The organism is Aliiroseovarius crassostreae (assembly GCF_001307765.1).
Taxonomy (GTDB): Bacteria; Pseudomonadota; Alphaproteobacteria; order Rhodobacterales; family Rhodobacteraceae; genus Aliiroseovarius; species Aliiroseovarius crassostreae.
In genome coordinates this window covers 1-17,367 of the sequence record NZ_LKBA01000001.1, presented here as the reverse complement: position 1 = coordinate 17,367, position 17,367 = coordinate 1, and the positions used below count along the sequence as shown (strand labels likewise).

The 17,367-nt window shown below is 58.2% G+C and carries 21 protein-coding genes; 9 read left to right on the top strand and 12 right to left on the bottom strand.

Translation table 11 applies throughout. The features are described from left to right. Positions 1-5: 5 nt before the first annotated feature. From nusA to AKJ29_RS00195, 4 genes are all read right to left on the bottom strand, one after another. The gene (gene nusA, locus AKJ29_RS00210; RefSeq protein WP_055187184.1) at positions 6-1,622 is read right to left on the bottom strand and encodes a transcription termination factor NusA; all 1,617 of its coding nucleotides are present in this window, start codon (positions 1,620-1,622) and stop codon (positions 6-8) included. 2 nt (positions 1,623-1,624) lie between these two features. Then, on the bottom strand, positions 1,625-2,209 hold the full coding sequence (rimP, locus tag AKJ29_RS00205; RefSeq protein WP_055187183.1) for a ribosome maturation factor RimP: 585 nt from the start codon (positions 2,207-2,209) through the stop codon (positions 1,625-1,627). A 159-nt stretch (positions 2,210-2,368) separates the two neighbouring features. Further along, complete coding sequence (gene rhuM, locus AKJ29_RS00200; protein ID WP_055187182.1) at positions 2,369-3,394, bottom strand: RhuM family protein; 1,026 nt, start codon at positions 3,392-3,394, stop codon at positions 2,369-2,371. Positions 3,395-3,468: 74 nt separating this feature from the next. Next, complete coding sequence (locus AKJ29_RS00195) at positions 3,469-4,083, bottom strand: class I SAM-dependent methyltransferase (RefSeq protein ID WP_055187181.1); 615 nt, start codon at positions 4,081-4,083, stop codon at positions 3,469-3,471. A 162-nt stretch (positions 4,084-4,245) separates the two neighbouring features. Between AKJ29_RS00195 and AKJ29_RS20645 the strand changes: the two genes are divergently transcribed. Then, entirely contained in the window at positions 4,246-4,434 is a 189-nt protein-coding gene (locus AKJ29_RS20645) for a hypothetical protein (protein WP_235477215.1), read from the top strand. 119 nt (positions 4,435-4,553) lie between these two features. On the opposite strand, the gene pip is transcribed toward AKJ29_RS20645, so the two are convergent. Continuing rightward, the gene (gene pip, locus AKJ29_RS00190) at positions 4,554-5,540 is read right to left on the bottom strand and encodes a prolyl aminopeptidase (protein ID WP_055187180.1); all 987 of its coding nucleotides are present in this window, start codon (positions 5,538-5,540) and stop codon (positions 4,554-4,556) included. A 50-nt stretch (positions 5,541-5,590) separates the two neighbouring features. On the opposite strand from pip, the gene ubiG reads away from it, so the two are divergent. Continuing rightward, a complete protein-coding gene (ubiG, locus tag AKJ29_RS00185) occupies positions 5,591-6,337 on the top strand; it encodes a bifunctional 2-polyprenyl-6-hydroxyphenol methylase/3-demethylubiquinol 3-O-methyltransferase UbiG (protein WP_055187179.1) in 747 nt (248 codons plus the stop codon). Positions 6,338-6,433: 96 nt separating this feature from the next. Beyond that, positions 6,434-6,634 (top strand): hypothetical protein, encoded by a 201-nt coding sequence (locus AKJ29_RS00180; protein ID WP_055187178.1) that lies wholly within the window; start codon positions 6,434-6,436, stop codon positions 6,632-6,634. A gap of 90 nt (positions 6,635-6,724) precedes the next feature. On the opposite strand, the gene AKJ29_RS00175 is transcribed toward AKJ29_RS00180, so the two are convergent. Genes AKJ29_RS00175 through AKJ29_RS00160 form a run of 4 tightly spaced genes read right to left on the bottom strand, consistent with a single transcriptional unit; the run spans position 6,725 to position 9,019 of the window. Beyond that, positions 6,725-7,183, bottom strand: coding sequence for a MarR family winged helix-turn-helix transcriptional regulator (locus AKJ29_RS00175; protein WP_055187177.1), 459 nt, complete (start codon positions 7,181-7,183; stop codon positions 6,725-6,727). After that, positions 7,184-8,002, bottom strand: coding sequence for a carbon-nitrogen hydrolase family protein (locus AKJ29_RS00170; protein WP_055187176.1), 819 nt, complete (start codon positions 8,000-8,002; stop codon positions 7,184-7,186). Then, a complete protein-coding gene (gene grxC / locus AKJ29_RS00165) occupies positions 8,002-8,265 on the bottom strand; it encodes a glutaredoxin 3 (protein WP_055187175.1) in 264 nt (87 codons plus the stop codon). The genes AKJ29_RS00170 and grxC overlap by 1 nt, the downstream gene beginning before the upstream one ends. 37 nt (positions 8,266-8,302) lie before the next feature. Beyond that, on the bottom strand, positions 8,303-9,019 hold the full coding sequence (locus AKJ29_RS00160; protein ID WP_055187174.1) for a ComF family protein: 717 nt from the start codon (positions 9,017-9,019) through the stop codon (positions 8,303-8,305). Between the two features lie 30 nt (positions 9,020-9,049). Here AKJ29_RS00160 and AKJ29_RS00155 point away from each other — a divergent pair, with 30 nt between their 5' ends. From AKJ29_RS00155 to AKJ29_RS00135, 5 genes are all read left to right on the top strand, one after another. After that, positions 9,050-9,880 carry a methyltransferase domain-containing protein gene (locus tag AKJ29_RS00155; RefSeq protein WP_055187173.1) on the top strand — a complete coding sequence of 277 codons (831 nt, stop codon included), beginning with the start codon at positions 9,050-9,052 and terminating at the stop codon, positions 9,878-9,880. 70 nt (positions 9,881-9,950) lie between these two features. After that, complete coding sequence (gene hemH, locus AKJ29_RS00150; protein ID WP_055187172.1) at positions 9,951-10,985, top strand: ferrochelatase; 1,035 nt, start codon at positions 9,951-9,953, stop codon at positions 10,983-10,985. Between the two features lie 105 nt (positions 10,986-11,090). Then, positions 11,091-11,648 (top strand): ATP-dependent protease subunit HslV, encoded by a 558-nt coding sequence (hslV, locus tag AKJ29_RS00145; protein ID WP_055187171.1) that lies wholly within the window; start codon positions 11,091-11,093, stop codon positions 11,646-11,648. Next, the gene (gene hslU / locus AKJ29_RS00140) at positions 11,645-12,952 is read left to right on the top strand and encodes an ATP-dependent protease ATPase subunit HslU (protein WP_055187170.1); all 1,308 of its coding nucleotides are present in this window, start codon (positions 11,645-11,647) and stop codon (positions 12,950-12,952) included. The genes hslV and hslU overlap by 4 nt, the downstream gene beginning before the upstream one ends. 230 nt (positions 12,953-13,182) lie before the next feature. Beyond that, positions 13,183-14,286 carry an alpha/beta hydrolase gene (locus tag AKJ29_RS00135; protein ID WP_139231425.1) on the top strand — a complete coding sequence of 368 codons (1,104 nt, stop codon included), beginning with the start codon at positions 13,183-13,185 and terminating at the stop codon, positions 14,284-14,286. Here AKJ29_RS00135 and AKJ29_RS00130 read toward each other — a convergent pair. From AKJ29_RS00130 to AKJ29_RS00120, 3 genes are read right to left on the bottom strand one after another with little or no spacing between them, the layout of a single operon-like run. Beyond that, the gene (locus AKJ29_RS00130) at positions 14,283-14,876 is read right to left on the bottom strand and encodes a Smr/MutS family protein (protein ID WP_055187168.1); all 594 of its coding nucleotides are present in this window, start codon (positions 14,874-14,876) and stop codon (positions 14,283-14,285) included. The two genes, AKJ29_RS00135 and AKJ29_RS00130, sit on opposite strands and share 4 nt — an antisense overlap. Positions 14,877-14,879: 3 nt before the next feature. Beyond that, complete coding sequence (gene mltA, locus AKJ29_RS00125; RefSeq protein WP_055187167.1) at positions 14,880-15,938, bottom strand: murein transglycosylase A; 1,059 nt, start codon at positions 15,936-15,938, stop codon at positions 14,880-14,882. Further along, a complete protein-coding gene (locus tag AKJ29_RS00120) occupies positions 15,935-16,594 on the bottom strand; it encodes a Tim44/TimA family putative adaptor protein (RefSeq protein WP_055187166.1) in 660 nt (219 codons plus the stop codon). The genes mltA and AKJ29_RS00120 overlap by 4 nt, the downstream gene beginning before the upstream one ends. Before the next feature lie 105 nt (positions 16,595-16,699). Here AKJ29_RS00120 and AKJ29_RS00115 point away from each other — a divergent pair, with 105 nt between their 5' ends. After that, complete coding sequence (locus AKJ29_RS00115) at positions 16,700-17,206, top strand: FxsA family protein (protein WP_055187165.1); 507 nt, start codon at positions 16,700-16,702, stop codon at positions 17,204-17,206. Positions 17,207-17,367: the final 161 nt, after the last annotated feature.

The window sequence follows — 17,367 nt, the reverse complement described above, 5'->3', positions numbered from 1 at the left end:
TGAAATCAGGCCTCAGACTCCTCGGTGGTTTCCTCGTCACCTTCCTCGGCTTCGGGCAACAGTTCCTCCGGGTCCACCCAGCCCAGCATGACGCGGGCGGTCATGACCATATCCTGTGCCTCTTCCAACGAGATGCCGAATTTCTCAAGCGAGCCATCATCCTTTACGCGCTGGCCATCCACGGTGGTCCAACCACCGGCCAGTTCCCAGTCAGCGCAGGTTGCGAAATCTTCCAGCGACTTCACACCGTCTTCTGCCAGGGCCTCAACCATCTGCGCGGTCAGACCTTCGAATGCAATCAGGCTGTCCTCAGCCCCCATCGCGCGGGCGTTTTCGAGGGCCTTGGCAGCCTGAGCTTCCAGATAATCACGGGCGCGGGCCTGCAATTCCTGTGCGGTGCCTTCATCAACGCCGTCAATGACCAGCAGTTCATCCAGCTCGACATAGCCGACCTCTTCGAGGTTGGTGAAGCCTTCAGCCACCAGAAGCTGGGCAAAGAACTCGTCCAGATCCAGGGTATCCATGAAGAGCGCAGTGCGGGAGGCAAACTCCTTCTGGCGGCGCTCGCTCTCTTCTGCCTCGGTCATGATGTCGATATCGAGGTTGGTCAGCTGGGACGCCAGACGCACGTTCTGACCGCGGCGGCCAATGGCCAGCGACAGTTGCTCATCCGGCACAACAACTTCGATCTTCCCGGCTTCTTCATCCAGCACCACTTTCGACACTTCGGCCGGTTGCAGCGCGTTCACAAGGAAGGTCGGCTGATCTTCGTTCCACGGGATGATGTCGATTTTTTCACCCTGCAGCTCGTTCACAACCGCCTGCACGCGCGAGCCGCGCATACCAACACAGGCCCCCACCGGATCAATGCCGCTGTCATAGGAGATCACGGCGATTTTGGCGCGCGAACCGGGGTCACGGGCCACGGCCTTGATTTCGATCACGCCGTCATAAATTTCCGGCACTTCCATCTTGAAGAGCTCAGCCATGAATTCCGGCGCGGTGCGCGACAGGAAGATCTGCGGACCACGGGTTTCGCGGCGCACATCCTTGACATAGCAACGAATGCGGTCATTCGGGCGATAGCTTTCACGACCGATCTTTTCATTGCGGCGCAGGATCGCTTCGCCGGTGCCCACGTCGACAATGACATTGCCATATTCTTCGCGTTTGACCTGACCATTGATGATGGTGCCAACGCGGTCTTTGAATTCTTCGAACTGACGATCGCGTTCCGCTTCGCGCACTTTCTGCAAGATCACCTGCTTGGCGGACTGGGCGGCGATGCGGCCCATCTCAACCGGCGGAACCTCTTCCGAATACACGTCGCCCACCTGCGGGTTTTCCATGTATTGCTTGGCCTGATCGACGGTAAGTTCGGCCTGGTAATTCTCCAGCTCCTCATCCGCCACAACGGTGCGCACGCGGGTAAAGGTGGCGCGGCCAGTCTTGCGGTCGATCGACACGCGGATGTCCATTTCCGCGCCGTAACGCGATTTGGCGGCCCGTGCGAGGCTTTCTTCCATCGCTTCGATCACCAGCGCCGGGTCGATCATCTTTTCGCGGGCCACGGCCTCGGCGGTTTGCAGCAGTTCAAGCTGGTTGGCAGACGTGATTGCCATGGTCAGTCCTCCTCGGAACCGGTGATTTCCTGAATTTCGTCAAATTGGGCTTCGTCGATCTGGCCCGCATCCTTGCGCGCACGCAGCACATCACGGATGAGCTCATCGGTCATGATCAGCTTGGCCTCCGCCAGCCAGTCAAAGTCAAGGCCGATGGTGACCATCTCGCCCTGGTTTTCAATTTCGATCAGCACTTCATTGCCTTCGGTGCCCATCAGGGTGCCCCTAAAGCGCTTGCGCCCGTCGATCAGTTCGGTGGTTTCGATCTTGGCGGTGTAATCCTGCCAGGCGTCGAAATCCTTGAGCCGGGTCAGCGGGCGGTCGATGCCGGGGGATCCGACCTCAAGCGTATAATTATCCTCGATCGGGTCTTCCACGTCGAGCACGGCGCTGATCGCGGTTGAGATCTCGGCGCATTCATCCACCTCGATCCCGCCATCGGGACGCTGGGCCATGATCTGCAGCATCGGCGTATTGCCGCCCTGCAGACGCAGGCGCACCAGTTCAAATCCCATGCCTTCGATCACCGGGCCGACGATGCCGGCGAGGCGCTGATCCATTGCGGTTTTGGCAACCAGTTCGGTCACTGTATTCTCCTATCGGGGGTCATCGGGATACCAATCCCCCAAAAACAAAAAACGGGCCAGCAGGCCCGTTCGTCTTACCGGTGGAGCTTCGAGTTTGGACCCCGACGCGCCGCTGTTGAATTGGGATATAGGCGGGATTGGCGGGAAATGCAAGGGGGGTCAACGTTTCGTACGGGGAAGCCGCTTTGCCTCCTTGGAAAGTTCTGCAATCTCTTTATCAGCCTTTTTGTGACGCGCCAGCTTTTTCACCTCTTTGTACTTGGCATATTCCCGATGGGCATGCGCATCCGCACTTTGCTTGCTGACGGAACCACCACCACGCAACACCACACGCCCCAGATTTTTAAGCTGATTAACCAAAAGCACCTCTGCATCATCCATGGAAACCAAGCGGCCAAGGTCAACTTGGTCCTCAAAAATATCCAACAAGATTGTGGTCAGGCGGTTCAGCTCTTTAAGCTCCGCCTCCGCCAAATAGTTCTTGGACACGGTTACATCGGACTTGCGAATATTGTCATGTGTCCAATGGGTCAGCCCCATATTTGGATGATCTGCGTCTGCGCGATCCATAATGACCTCTGCAGGCGTATGCGACACCACGGCATTGATCAGTTTGGCTTGGGTATTTTTGTAGAATTCGACCCATTTTGCAGATCCAGCCTCGTAATCAGAGCACATCGCGCAGATCTGCTTAAGTTCTCGATAAACATTGGCCTCATCCGAACGAATGTCCCGAATGATTTCGCGCAGTTCTTTCAGGCGATCCGTGTTTTCAGGATCTTTCAAACGGCGAGCATCAACCACAAAACCCTTCTTGGCATATTGCACCAAGATGCCCGTGGCCCAGCGCCGGAATAGGGTCGCCTGAGCAGAGGACACTCGGTAACCAACTGAAATGACAAGGTCCAAATTATAGATCGTCGCTGGACGCCCCAGACTTCTATGCATTTTTTGCATAGAAGTCTGTTCATCAAGCTCACCCTCCTCGAACACATTGATAATGTGACGAGAAATCACCGACTGATCCCGACCAAACAACTCCGCAATTTGCGCCTGCGTCATCCACAGGGTTTCGCCTTCGAAACGGATATCAAGCTGAATACCCTTATCCGTTCCAAAAACCAGAAACCGGTCTCCGGTGCCTTCATCCTCAACAAGGCGAATTGGCTCATCCGGGGTGGTCATACGATGAAACTCCTAAGGAACTTTAAGTGAACATTATCGGCTTTCTTAAAGATAGAAAAGGCCGATATCGCTCGTCACCCCAGCTTCTTCGCGATCAGAAATAGTGCGGTAATGCCCCCTTCGGGTTTCCAGTCTTCGACAATCTCAAACCCCGCGTCCCGCATCATCTGGCGCAGGGCGTCTTCGGTGAACCATGTCACGGAGGGTGCTTTGCCCAGCATCTGCGCAATCGGCAGGGCCAGTTTCAGCCACCACAGCTTGCCCAGGCAGGCGGTGGAGGTGACAAGCACCCCGCCGGGTTTCAACGTGTCATAGGCTTTGCGGATCGCGGCGGCAGGATCGTCCAGCAGGTGCAGGATCGAATGGCCCTGCACCATGTCCACGCTTTCCGGCTCCAGCGCCATGGTGGTGAAATCGCCCACCTCAAACCTGATCTTGTCCGCGCCATCCTTGGCCCGCGCGATACGGATCATCTCGGACGACAGGTCCACTGCGTGATATTCGGCCACATGGGGCGCATGGATCAGCGCGGTCGACCCGGTGCCGCAGGCAAATTCCAGCACCTTCATGTCCGGCCGCATATGTTCCTGCGTCTTGGCCAGCTTGTATTCATAGCTCGCCATATCCTTGATCTGATCGCGAGAATACTTCTCGGCAACCTTGTTCCAGAATTTATCCGCCGCGATCATGCGCCTCTCCTTTAAAGCGTTTCGAGTTTACGTTGAGCCACAGCGTGAACTCGAAACGCGCGAAACAATTATATGTAGTGGGCGTTTCGACCTATTGTGGTGACCCAACAATAAGTCGAAACGCTTTAATCAAGCTGCAAATGCAATTTGCAGAGGAGATGGGTGTCAGTCATCGCTTTTCCACCCCGCGTCGCGGTGCGACCCGTCACAGAAGGGTTTGTTGCCCGACAGGCCACAACGGCAGAGGCCCATGACCGGCTTGCATTCTTCCGCCTGACCGGCTGCGGTTTCCAGGCTGCTGAGACCCTTGGCCACAAGGGGCCGTTGTCACGTGCCTCGATTTTGGGCTGATCTGCCATGGTCTCTCCTCCCATCCAGATTGGCTGCCCCACCAGTCTGCGCAGAGAGGCGGATTTGCACAATAGGGCAGGGCGCACAGAATGGCCTGCGCGGGCGCACCAAAGCCAGCGTCAGACACCCAGCGTGTCGCGTTGGCGCGCCAGCTTGTCCATCGTGTAAGTCAGCTCATCCGTGATCCCACGCTCTGACAGCGCGTGCCCGGCCAGATGGATCATGCGCAGGGTCGAGCTGGGCCAGCGTTTGTGCAATTCATAAGCCGATACGGGCGGACAGATCATGTCATGACGCCCCTGCACAATCGTGCCGGGCACATGGGCAATCTTTGGCATATGGCGCAGGATCTGCCCCTCTTCCAGCCAGGCCCCATTGGCGAAATAGTGGTTTTCAAGCCGGGCAAAGGCACGGGCGTAATCTGCCGGCGCATCCACCATGTGGCCCCGGTTCTGGATCGAGGCAAGTGCGTTTTCCCACCCGGCCCAGGCCTTGGCAAACCGCACCTCCTGCGCGTAATCGCCGCAAAACAGGCGGCGGTTGTAGGCAGCAATCAGATCCTCATGTTCGTCAGGCGGCACCATCGCCGTGAAGTCATCCCACAGCTCAGGCCAGAACCGCCCCGCGCCACCCCCATAAAACCAATCCAGCTCAGCCTTGCGCGCCAGAAACACCCCGCGCAACACCAGCCACGCCACCCGTGACGGATGGGCCTGCGCATAGATCAGCGCAAGCGTTGCGCCCCAGCTGCCGCCAAAAATAATCCAGCGATCAATGCCAAGGGTCAGGCGGATATGCTCGATATCAGCCACCAGATGCCAGGTGGTGTTGGCGTCAATCTCGGCATGCGGGCGCGACCGGCCACATCCGCGCTGGTCAAACAGGACAATCCGATAGGCATTCGGGTCAAAAAACCGGCGCATCTGAGGGGAGCTGCCACCCCCCGGTCCACCGTGAAACACCACCACCGGCATCCCCTGCGGATTGCCGCTTTGCTCAACATAAAGCTTGTGACCATCCCCCACATCCAGCATATGCCGATCATATGGTTCAATCGGGGGATACAGCCCTCCGGCTGTGCTGTTTTTTCCTGCGGCCTTGTCCATGGAAATACTATATAACGCCATTCAGGCCCCTGCTATCAGAAAGACGTGAGATGACCCAGAGCTCTGTTGACCCGTCCGAAGTGGAGAAATTCGCCGCCATGGCAGCGGAGTGGTGGGACCCGACCGGTAAGTTCAAACCGCTGCACATGATGAACCCGGTGCGGTTGGATTACATCACCAGCCAGATCGCGGCAGAGTTTGGCCGGGACCTGTCCGATGACAAGCCCTTTGCCGGGCTGCGCATTCTCGATATCGGCTGTGGCGGCGGGCTTTTGTCGGAACCGATGGCGCGGCTGGGTGCGGATGTGGTGGGGGCGGATGCCACCGAACGCAATATCCCGGTGGCCCGGGCGCATGCGGAAGAGATGGAGCTTGAGATCGACTATCGCCACACCACCGCCGAAGCGATCGAAGAGGCGGGCGAACGGTTCGACGTGGTGCTGAATATGGAAGTGATCGAACATGTGGCCGATCCGCTGGCGTTCCTGATCTCCTGCCAGAACCTGCTCAAACCCGGCGGGCTGCTCCTGTGCTCCACCATCAACCGTAATCCGAAAAGTTTCATGGTCGCCATCGTCGGCGCCGAACATGTGATGCGCTGGCTGCCCAAAGGCACACATGAATGGTCGAAATTCATCACCCCTGATGAGCTTGAGGACCTGCTGGCAGAAAGCATGTTGCGGGTGGTGGACCGCAAGGGGTTTGTGTTCAACCCGGTTTCCTGGCAATGGTCGATCTCGGATCGGGACCTGTCGGTGAATTATGTGACTGCCAGTGTGAAGCCCAGGAAATACTAGTGTAATAACTTGAAAACAAACGGCTTTCCATGAACTCAAGTAAAACTGTTTGCTTTCTGTACAGCGCCACTCACTGTACACATACACCCACAGAAGATGAGCGACAAAACCGAGAACCTGATCCGCACCCACAGCTCCTGGCGCGACCATGTCACGCCGGAAGAGCGCGCGCGGTTGCTGGTTCTGGAAGAACGGATTGAACGCAAGCGACGCAGTCTGGACGAAACGATCGCGGAGCGTCAGAAAATTATGAGCCGGTCAATCCGGCGCATGCGGCGCAAGGCTGGAAAGGACTAAGGCGTTGCGCGACCGGGCAGTGTCGCAAACACGCACCAACCGAAATGCATCATGAGATCGCGGGGAGATCGCTGGAAAACGCCAGCGACGTCATTCCGCCTCACTCAGCAATTGCCGCATTTCACGCAGCACCGACAGGGCCTGCTTCACCCGGTCCTTGCCGATTTTTGTCACCATATTGCCAATGATCGGAGTGATGGATTGCAGCGCCGCATCCCGCGCCGCCCGCCCGGCAGGAGAGATGGTAACGAACTTACGCCGCGCATCATCCCAGTCGGGGCGGATATGGATATGCCCCGCCCATTCGAGCTTGTTCAGCGTGTTGGTCATCGCGCCACGGGTCACATGGAACGCCTTGGCCAGCTGCGCCGGACTTTTCTCTTCCCCTGACCGTGCCAGGTGATTCAGAACAGAGAAATGGCTCAGCTCCATCCCCTTGGGCAGAGCTTTCGACAGGCGGTTGCGGGCCAGCTGATCAGCCATGAACATCTCGCTGAACAGCGCGACAGAAAGGTTATCCCTGCTTTGATTTGTGCTTTGGTCGGACATTCAGGGGCCTTCATATTTGCGATCATGGGTCAAAGAGGGCACACGCGCCCGGGCCCGCTTTACCTCATTCAGGTGGATATCGACCAGAGTGACGCCGGGTTTCTTCCCCCCATCTGCCAGAATTTCCCCCCAGGGCGCAACCACCAGTGAATGTCCAAATGTCGCACGCTTTTCAGTATTTTGCCCACATTGAGCGGGCGCCAGCACGAAACAACCGGTTTCAATCGCCCGCGCGCGCAGCAGCGTTTCCCAATGGGCAGCACCCGTTACCGGGGAAAAGGCAGCGGGCACGGTCAGGATCTCGGCACCGTTTTGCGCCAATTGCCGGTAGAGATGCGGAAACCGGATATCATAACAGATCGTCATGCCGATCCGCGCGAAATCCGTCTCGGCCAGAACGGCCTGCTCACCGGGCCTGTAATGGGCACTTTCGCGATAGCTTTCCTGCGCATTGATCTCGACATCAAACATGTGGATCTTGTCATACCTGGCCGTGATCTGGCCAAGCGGCGAAATCAGGAAGGATCGGTTGGCAAACCGCCCGTCCGGGTCATGGGTTTTCACCGCAAGCGATCCCAGCAACACCCAGATGCCCAGCGCCCGGGCCTCCTCCCGAATTTCATGCAGGAATGCACAGTCTTCTTCGTGGGAAATCTGCGCTTCCTGCGTTCTGCGCGATGAGGAAAGCAGGTTGGTGACCTCTGGCGTCAACACAAACCCGGCCCCACCTGCCGCCGCCGCGCGCAAGGCATTGCGGGTTGAGGTCAGGTTGGCGCCCATATCCTCACCCGAGGTCATTTGCACCAACCCGATTTTCATCACAGCCCCCCGGTCAGGGCGCCATCCAGCTTACCGGCGCGATCCAGATCATAAAGGTCGTCACATCCGCCAACATGATTGTCGCCAATAAAGATCTGCGGCACGGTATGACGCCCATTTGCACGCGCCATCATTTCCTGCCGACGCGCCGGATCAAACCCCACATCGATCTCATCAAAGGACACGCCTTTCTGCTTCAAAAGGCGCTTTGCCGCGTGACAGAAGCCACATAGGGCGCTGGTGTAAATGGTAACGGGTTGCATGACTATCCTCGGTCTGTTGCCAAGGATATATAGGATGTCAGGGCTCTTTCGCAACGCGCGCCAATGACAAGACGGTGACCGACGCGGCCCCGGCATCAAGGCAAGCGTCCGCTCCTGCAGAAAAAGTGGCCCCGGATGTCATCACGTCATCCACCAGAAGGATGTGGCGTCCAGACAGGGTGCGCCGCCGTTTCGGATGGGGTTTGATCGCGCCTTTCATGTTTTCAAACCTTTCATCCGTCGACAGCCCATCATGGACAGATGTGCGCCGCGGGCGGATCAGCAGATCGGGCGCAAACTCCAGGTCCAGCCGGTCCGACAGGGCCCTGCCAAGCTCCGCCGCCTGATTGAACCGTCGTTTGAGAAGGCGGGTCCAGTGGATTGGAATTGGCACAATCAGCGCATTTTGGGGCAGGACAGGGGCAATTGCCCGCGCCATCCAACCCGCCGCCGGGCGCGACAGATCGGTCCGATCGCCATGTTTCAATGCCAACACCATGCGCCGGGCATTGTCCCGATACTGCAAGGCCGACCGCCCATGCGCCCAGAGGCGGTCCGTTTTCAGGCAATCATCACAATGGCTGACATGATGGTCGTCTTCTCCCAGCAGGGGGGCACCACACAGATCACACACCACCCCTTCGATAAACGGGGTGTCCCGCCAACAGGCGCCACATAAGCCAAACTCGCTTTCCACCTGATCACCGCAGCACACGCATTGAGGCGGATACAACAGACGAAGCGCGGATTGCATTTCCTGTTTCTCCTTCTATGGTCCCAGCTTATGACCAGAGCAAGCCAGATGCCCCACGCCCTTACCGACCCCGAACGCCTGGCCCGCAACCGGGCCCGGTCCCATGCGGATGGGATGTTCCTGCAATCCCTTGCAGTGGACGAGGTCCATGATCGCCTGGATATGGTTAACAGAACGTTTAAAAACATCGCCATTGTCACCGGTTTCCCACAGATCTGGGGGCCCGCCTTCCCCCAAGCCACCCTTGTCGATGACCGGGATGATCTGCCGCTGAAGGCGGGTCACTATGATCTGGTGATCCACGCGATGGGGCTTCACTGGGCCAATGATCCGGTTGGACAACTCATCCAATCACGGCTTGCCCTAAAACCCGATGGCCTGTTTCTCGGCGTGTGTTTCGGCGGGCAAACCCTGGCCGAACTGCGCGCTGTCTTGGCTGAAACAGAGACCAAAATGATGGGCGGGCTTTCTCCTCGTGTGGCCCCCATGGGGGAAATCCGCGATTTGGGAGCCTTGCTGCAGCGCGCTGGGTTCGCCCTTCCGGTGGCAGACAGCGCCCCGCGAACCGTATCCTATAAGGACCTGTTTGCACTGATGGCGGATCTGCGCCTGATGGGAGAGCGGAACGCGCTTGCCGCCCGCAACCCCCAGCCACTGCCGCGCCGCTTTTTCATCGCCGCCGATCAGCATTACAAATCGCATTTTCCGGCAGAACAGGGTCGCATTTCGGCAACTTTCGAATTCATCACCCTGACCGGATGGGCGCCGGATGACAGCCAACCCAAACCGCTTCGACCGGGATCCGCCGCCGCAAGGCTGGCCGATGCCCTTGGCACAGATGAGACAAAACTCCCGAAATAGAGCCGAAGCAATTGACCCACCCCGAAAAGCCGCTATCTGAGATCAAGAATATGCGCGCAGGAGCAAGCCAATGATCATGGAGAAACCCACAGACCACCCCGCCATCAAACCTCGGAAAGTGGGCATTCTGTTTGCCAATCTGGGCACCCCGGATGGCTATGATTACTGGTCAATGCGTCGGTATCTGAACGAATTTCTGTCTGACAAGCGGGTGATTGATTACCCGGCCTGGAAATGGCAGCCGATTCTGCAGGCCATTATCCTGACCAAACGTCCGAAATCCTCGGGCGAAGCCTATAAGTCGATCTGGAATGAGGAGCTTGGGGAAAGCCCGCTGATGACCATCACCAAGCAGCAGGTGGCCAAGCTGCAGGCTGAACTGGCAGAACTTTACGGCGATCGGGTGATGGTGGATTTCTGTATGCGATATGGCAATCCATCCACCAAGTCGAAACTGTCTGAAATGGTCTCTAACGGCTGTGATAGGGTCTTGTTTTTCCCGCTTTACCCACAATATGCCGGGGCCACGATGGGCACCGCAAATGACCAGTTTTTCCGCGCCCTGATGGAAGAGAAGTGGCAACCTGCATCGCGCACCATCGAGCCCTATTTCGACGACCCGGCCTATGTCGACGCGCTGGCGCAGTCAGTTGAGCGGGGATATGCGGCGCTCGACACACGGCCAGATCTTCTGGTTGTGTCCTATCACGGCATGCCGATCCGCTACCTGACCGAAGGCGACCCCTATCATTGCCAGTGCCAGAAAAGCACCCGCCTGCTGCGCGAGCGGCTGGGCTGGAGCGACACAGACATCACAACCACCTTTCAATCCGTGTTCGGTCCCGAGGAATGGCTGAAACCCTATACGGTCGAAGAAGTGGCGCGGCTGGCAAAATCCGGCAAGAAAAACATCGCGGTGATCGCTCCGGCCTTCTCGGCTGATTGCATTGAAACCCTTGAGGAAATTCAGGAAGAGATCCAGGAAGCCTTCATTGAGGCGGGCGGTGAAACGTTCACCTATATCCCCTGCCTGAATGATGATGACGCCCATATCAAGGCGCTGGTCGGTGTGGCGGAACGCAACCTGCGGGGTTGGCTCGACTAAGGCGTATCACGGCCACCCCCGGTTCGCGACACAGCTTTTCAGGAACAAGAACTTGTCTGCCCCGTGCCCCACCTCCATATAGGAGGAAACGGATTTGGAGGCATTATGGCGGATACGGACTTTCCCGGCTGGCACGGCACCACGATCATTGGGGTGCGCAAAGGGGACAAGGTGGTTGTGGCAGGCGACGGGCAGGTCAGCCTGGGACAGACCGTGATCAAAGGCTCCGCGCGCAAAGTGCGCAGGCTCAGCCCCGGCGGATTTGATGTGGTGGCAGGCTTTGCAGGATCAACCGCCGATGCCTTTACCCTGCTTGAACGTCTGGAAGCCAAGCTGGAAGCCACGCCCGGACAACTGGCGCGCGCCTCTGTTGAGCTGGCCAAGGACTGGCGCACTGACAAATACCTGCAAAAACTCGAAGCGATGCTGATCGTGACCGACGGGAGCGAGCTTCTGGTGATCACCGGGGCAGGGGATGTGCTGGAGCCGGAACATGATGTGGCGGCCATCGGATCTGGCGGCAATTTTGCCCTCGCGGCGGCCCGCGGATTGATGGAAAGCGATCTGGACGCGGAAAGCATCGCGCGCAAGGCCATGGCGATTGCGGCGGATATCTGCGTCTATACAAATGGCAATCTGACGGTTGAGGAAATCAGCAAATGACCGACCTGACCCCCCGTGAAATCGTATCCGAACTGGATCGCTTCATCATCGGCCAGAACGATGCAAAGCGCGCGGTTGCCGTGGCGCTGCGCAATCGCTGGCGCCGCAAGCAGCTTTCTGCAGATCTGCGCGATGAGGTCTATCCGAAAAACATCCTGATGATCGGGCCGACCGGCGTCGGCAAAACCGAGATTTCGCGTCGGCTGGCAAAGCTGGCGCGCGCACCGTTCATCAAGGTCGAAGCCACGAAATTCACCGAGGTGGGATATGTGGGCCGGGATGTGGAACAGATCATCCGAGACCTGGTGGATGCGGCCATCATCCAGACCCGTGACCATATGCGCGAAGATGTGCGCGCGCGGGCCGAAGAAAACGCCGAAGAGCGGGTGATCGAAGCAATTGCCGGCAGTGATGCCCGCGATGCCACGCGCGAGATGTTTCGCAAGAAACTGCGGGACGGGTTGCTTGACGACACGATGATCGAGCTGGACGTGGTGGACAATTCCAACCCGATGCAGATGATCGACATGCCGGGACAGCCGGGGCAGGGCATGGGAATGCTGAACCTTGGGGATATGTTCGGCAAGGCCTTTGGCGGGCGGACCACGCGGCGCAAGATGACCGTGCGCGAAAGCTATGACGTGCTGTTGGGGGAAGAGGCCGACAAGCTTCTGGATGACGAAACCGTCACCAAGGCCGCCCTGGAAGCGGTGGAGCAGAACGGCATTGTTTTCCTTGATGAAATCGACAAGGTCTGCGCCCGTCAGGAGGCCCGCGGCGGGGATGTGTCACGCGAAGGCGTGCAGCGCGACCTGTTGCCGCTGATCGAAGGCACCACCGTTTCGACCAAACACGGGGCGGTCAAGACCGACCATATCCTGTTCATCGCCTCGGGGGCATTTCACATTGCCAAACCCTCTGACCTGCTGCCGGAACTGCAGGGGCGTCTTCCGATCCGGGTTGAGCTTCGCGCCCTGACCGAAGCAGATTTCGTGCGCATTCTGACTGAAACCGACAATGCCCTGACGCTGCAATACACCGCGCTTATGGGCACGGAAAACGTGAATGTGGAGTTCACCAAGGACGGTATCGCGGCCCTTGCCAAGATCGCCGCTGACGTGAACCGGGACGTGGAAAATATCGGTGCCCGGCGCCTTTATACCGTGCTTGAACGCGTGTTTGAGGAGCTCAGCTTCTCGGCCCCGGATCGCAGCGGCGAAATTGTCACCGTGGATCGTGCCTTTGTCGATGACAACCTGGGCTCCTTGATGAAATCCGCAGATCTGAGCCGGTACGTCCTTTGACATCTGCGCCCGATCAGGCACAAGTTTCAGACAAATGAACGCGCCGCCCGGATCAGGGCGGCGTTTTTTCATTTCTCAGCTATACTCATTTCTATTCCGCTGAATGCGTTTCGGTTTTAACCTGTCGCAGGGAAAGACCGGAACGCGGTGAAAGAGATCAATAACGTGGGCATTTCGATATGTTCCTGTATCTCTTGCCTGTTCCGAAACACTTTAGAGAGTGATTGACCGTGCGCCGCCTCATTCTGGTTTTCATCTTCTTTCCACTGATGGCCTGCGCCCCACGGGGTGAAATCACCCTATATGCCGGCGCGGGTGAGGTCGGAAATGTGCAGAAGATCTTTATCGGCACCACGCGTGAGTTCGACCTGCTCATTGGCCGTCCTACTGGAAGTCGCAGCGAAGAACTGGTCTTTGGGCGGGTGGATGTCTCCGTTCCCCCCGAGCGTGAAACCGGCAGCGTGACCTGGCCTTACAATGCAACGCCGGACCCCGCCAAGCATTTCCTCGTCGACGATTTCGCCAGCTACCGGGACAGCAGCAGCTTTACCAAGGCACTGCAAAAGGCGCTGCAGGGTCGCACGGGGGATGAGCGGGTTGCGACCATCTTTGTGCATGGGTTCAACAACACTTTCTCCGAAGGGCTCTATCGTTTTGCCCAATTGGTCGAAGACCTGGATCTGCCCTTTCTGCCAATCCACTATTCCTGGCCCAGCGCCGGGCACCCGCTGGGATATGGCTATGATCGGGACAGCATGCTCTATGCCCGCGACGGGCTGGAAGAGCTGATCCGCGCCACGCTGCGTTCCGGCGTGAAAGAGGTGATCCTGATTGGTCATTCGATGGGCGCACTTCTGACCATGGAAAGCCTGCGTCAGCTGGCAATTTCCAATGAAACATCGGTGATGCGGCGGATTGGCGGTGTCCTTCTGTTGTCACCGGATATTGATATTGACCTGTTTCGCCAGCAGGCCAAGCGGATCGGGAAACTGCCGCAGCCTTTCTATATTTTTAGCTCAACCAAGGATAAGGCGCTGCGCCTGTCGGCCGGGCTGACCGGGCAAACTGCCCGGCTCGGAAATGCCGAAGATATTGGCCTCCTTGCGGATCTGGATGTGACACTTGTCGATATCTCCGCCTTTTCGGACGGGCTGGCGGATCACAATGTCGCGCTGTCCTCCCCCGGATTTCTCAAACTGATCCTCTCGGTTCCTGATCTGGTTGGGACAATCGGCAAGACACGCGGTCCGAACCTGTTGCCGGGAACGGTTCTTGTTGTGCAGAACGCCACCAAGCTGGTGATTGGCAACCCCAGCCAGCCGGACGATGGCTAACGCAACCGGCGCAGATAGACGTAATAGGCCCCTTGGCCGCCATGTTTCAGATGCGCCTCTGATATCTGCAACACATGCTGTTTCAGCGGCGGCATATGCAACCAATGCGGCACCTGATGACGCAGCACCCCGTGACGCACGGGAATGGGTCCGCCCTCGTCCCGGTGCTTGCCCTTCCCGGTGATCACCAGAACCAGCCGCCGTTGATCCGCCACCGCCTCCAGAATAAAGCGGGTCAGGATCGGGTGGGCCTGGGCGATTGTCATGCCATGCAGGTCAATCCGGGCTTCGGGTGACAGGCGCCCCTTCTTCATCCGTCCAAAGGTTTTCTTGTCCATGGCCAGACGTTGCTGCGCGATCTGATCCGACACAGGGGGGGCAAGATCATGCCCCGCATTGCGGGGATTTGCGGCCTCTCCAATCCGAAAACGAGGGGCCTTGACCTCAGGGGGTTTCGGGGCCGGCCTTGTGTTTTCCGCAGGAAGAGTGCCTATTTCCGGTCGGGCAGGGTGCAGGCGCTGCGTGTTCTCAGCCACTTTCTGCCAAAGCGCCTTTTCCTCTTCATTCAGCTTGCGCGGACGTCGGGCCATGGATCACTCTTCAACCTCAAGCGCAAAGGCGCGCTGGATCGGCATCAGAACATACATCCGCCCACCGTCACGGATCTTACCCGCCAGAATGCCCGCCTGTTTCCCCGTGCCCCAGAAAATATCCGCCCGCTGCGCGCCCTTGACCCGCGACCCGGTATCCTGCGCCACCATCAGACGGCTGAATGGCTCTGTCCCCGATTTCTCCAGCCAGACTGGCGCCCCCAGGGGCGTATATTTCGGATCAACCGCCAGCGACCGCTGCGCGGTGATGGATCGGTTCATCGCCCCCAGAGGGCCTTTGTCACGGGGCAGCTGTTCCAGTTCACGGAAAAATACATAAGAGTTGTTGGACATGAGAAGATCATGCCCGTCCACCGGATTGCGTTTGACCCAGTTGCGGATCACCGCCTGCGAAACCTGATGTGGATTATAAATCCCGCGCCGCACCATCTCTTTCCCAAGCGATTTGAACGCGTGGCCGTTATTTCCCCCATATCCCAAACGGATGGCGCTGCCATCGGTCAGGCGAATGCGGCCCGAGCCCTGGATCTGCAGGAATTGCAGGTCAACCGGATCCGCCACCCAGGCAATTTCCAGCCCAAGCCCAACCAGCGCGCCGCCTTCCTCGATCTCGCGCCGGGTGTGCCAGGCCTGCCCTTTGGGAAGACCGCTGGGTTTGCGATAGACAGGATAGCGATAGGTCTCGGTCCTGAGGCGCGATCCCGCAATCTCCGGCTCGTAATAAGCGGTGAACAGCGGATCCATCCCGTTCTCGATCAGCACCGGGCGGAAAAACAGCTCAAAGAAAGCGCGGCCGGCCCCTCCGCTCAGCGAATGGCGCTGTGCCACCGCGCAAAGCGGCGCCCAAAGCGGTTCATCCAGATCAATGCAAGTGTCGATGAAAACGGAAAGGGCCGCATCATGGTCGTCAGCGGCCCAGCCTTTCAGCTCGGTGAACTCCAGCACGGATACGCGCGCATCGCTGGGCAATTGATCCCCGAGACCTGCAAACGCAGGGCCGCCCCAAAGGGCCAGCGCACATGCCAGCCCCCGAAAGATCATCCGCCAGTGGCCACCAGCTGCCAGTTCGGGTTGTCGGTGCCCATCTTGCGGGCAAAGGTCCAGATATCTTTCTGGCGCTTCACCTCATTGGGGTTGCCTTCGATGATCTCACCGCCATTGTCACGCACAACCGAGGTCAGCTCGCCTACAAATCGCACCGTGATTTCAGCTTCATTTGTGGCGGGATCAAAGGTGGCATCTTCCAGCTTCAGCTCGCGCAGGCCAACAAAACTGGCTTCGATTGTCAGACCCTGCTCACGGCGGCTTTCGACCACCATGGCAAAGCTTTCATAAACATCGTCCGACAGGAACGGCTTGATATCCGCCATTTCACCTGCTTCGAATCCCATCAGGATCATTTCGTAAGCGCCGCGCGCCCCGCCCAGGAACTCTCCGACCGAGAAATCAGGCTCAAGCGCCTTCATCGCCACCAGCGCACGGGCGGCCTCCGAGTTCTCTTCTACGTGGTCGGTGATATCACTGTCCGCTCCACCTTCGATGACCTCGAAACTCTCCCGCGTAGTGCGTGGATTGTCCTGCCGCGTTACCTGCGGTTTTTCATATCCTTCGCGTGTGCCCAGCACATCGCGCAGGCGCAGGATCAGGAATAGCGCAATGCCGGCCAGCACCAAAAGCTGGATCAGGGGAGAACTCATAGGGACCTCATTTTCTGGACGCTCTGGAAACACGTTAACCGGAAACATATGTAAGTACTGCTGGCGGACAAGTCCACCACGCCAAACGAATAAACGAGGTGTATCATGTGGCTCTTTGCCCTGTTCATAGCGGTTCCGCTGATCGAAATCGCGTTGTTCATTCAGGTTGGAGGTCTGATTGGTCTGTGGCCGACCCTTCTGATCGTGGTTTTGACTGCGGTGATCGGCACCCAGTTGATGCGCGCGCAGGGGGCGATGGCGATGGCGGATCTGCGCAACAGCTTTGGTCAGCTACAGGACCCGACCGAACCTCTGGCCCATGGTGCGATGATCCTGTTTTCCGGGGCGCTTCTGCTCACGCCGGGGTTTTTCACAGATACGGTTGGCTTTGCGCTTCTCATCCCTGCGGTGCGGCGCGCAGTTTTCAACCATCTGAAATCAAAAGTGAAAGTTCAAAGCTTCACCATGGGAGCCCAGACTGAATTCAGCGAAACCCGCCCACAGTCAGGCCGTGGCGACGATGTGATTGATGGCGAATTTACCGATGTGTCCCCCGACAAACGCCCCACCCATCATGTCGAAAAAGACCCCTCGGGCTGGACCAAGCACTAACAGGTCGCTGAAATAGTCGCTGAGCCGGAACGCTTTCCCGTCGTCAGGTCCGGTTCGACTGAAGTGTCATGTCTGTCGGCGCGCCCACGGCTCGCTTCTGGGGCCATCTTTCCCTTCATACCGCCAGCAACCTCGGCAGCCGGGCAAGGTTGTTGGCGGCC

Excerpts from the sequence above, each read along its gene's own strand:
- nusA (WP_055187184.1), bottom strand. The coding sequence starts at position 1,622 with ATGGCAATCACGTCTGCCAACCAGCTTGAACTGCTGCAAACCGCCGAG.
- rhuM (WP_055187182.1), bottom strand. The coding sequence starts at position 3,394 with ATGACCACCCCGGATGAGCCAATTCGCCTTGTTGAGGATGAAGGCACC.
- AKJ29_RS00195 (WP_055187181.1), bottom strand. The coding sequence starts at position 4,083 with ATGATCGCGGCGGATAAATTCTGGAACAAGGTTGCCGAGAAGTATTCT.
- pip (WP_055187180.1), bottom strand. The coding sequence starts at position 5,540 with ATGGACAAGGCCGCAGGAAAAAACAGCACAGCCGGAGGGCTGTATCCC.
- ubiG (WP_055187179.1), top strand. The coding sequence starts at position 5,591 with ATGACCCAGAGCTCTGTTGACCCGTCCGAAGTGGAGAAATTCGCCGCC.
- AKJ29_RS00180 (WP_055187178.1), top strand. The coding sequence starts at position 6,434 with ATGAGCGACAAAACCGAGAACCTGATCCGCACCCACAGCTCCTGGCGC.
- AKJ29_RS00175 (WP_055187177.1), bottom strand. The coding sequence starts at position 7,183 with ATGTCCGACCAAAGCACAAATCAAAGCAGGGATAACCTTTCTGTCGCG.
- AKJ29_RS00170 (WP_055187176.1), bottom strand. The coding sequence starts at position 8,002 with ATGAAAATCGGGTTGGTGCAAATGACCTCGGGTGAGGATATGGGCGCC.
- grxC (WP_055187175.1), bottom strand. The coding sequence starts at position 8,265 with ATGCAACCCGTTACCATTTACACCAGCGCCCTATGTGGCTTCTGTCAC.
- AKJ29_RS00160 (WP_055187174.1), bottom strand. The coding sequence starts at position 9,019 with ATGCAATCCGCGCTTCGTCTGTTGTATCCGCCTCAATGCGTGTGCTGC.
- AKJ29_RS00155 (WP_055187173.1), top strand. The coding sequence starts at position 9,050 with ATGACCAGAGCAAGCCAGATGCCCCACGCCCTTACCGACCCCGAACGC.
- hemH (WP_055187172.1), top strand. The coding sequence starts at position 9,951 with ATGATCATGGAGAAACCCACAGACCACCCCGCCATCAAACCTCGGAAA.
- hslV (WP_055187171.1), top strand. The coding sequence starts at position 11,091 with ATGGCGGATACGGACTTTCCCGGCTGGCACGGCACCACGATCATTGGG.
- hslU (WP_055187170.1), top strand. The coding sequence starts at position 11,645 with ATGACCGACCTGACCCCCCGTGAAATCGTATCCGAACTGGATCGCTTC.
- AKJ29_RS00130 (WP_055187168.1), bottom strand. The coding sequence starts at position 14,876 with ATGGCCCGACGTCCGCGCAAGCTGAATGAAGAGGAAAAGGCGCTTTGG.
- mltA (WP_055187167.1), bottom strand. The coding sequence starts at position 15,938 with ATGATCTTTCGGGGGCTGGCATGTGCGCTGGCCCTTTGGGGCGGCCCT.
- AKJ29_RS00120 (WP_055187166.1), bottom strand. The coding sequence starts at position 16,594 with ATGAGTTCTCCCCTGATCCAGCTTTTGGTGCTGGCCGGCATTGCGCTA.
- AKJ29_RS00115 (WP_055187165.1), top strand. The coding sequence starts at position 16,700 with ATGTGGCTCTTTGCCCTGTTCATAGCGGTTCCGCTGATCGAAATCGCG.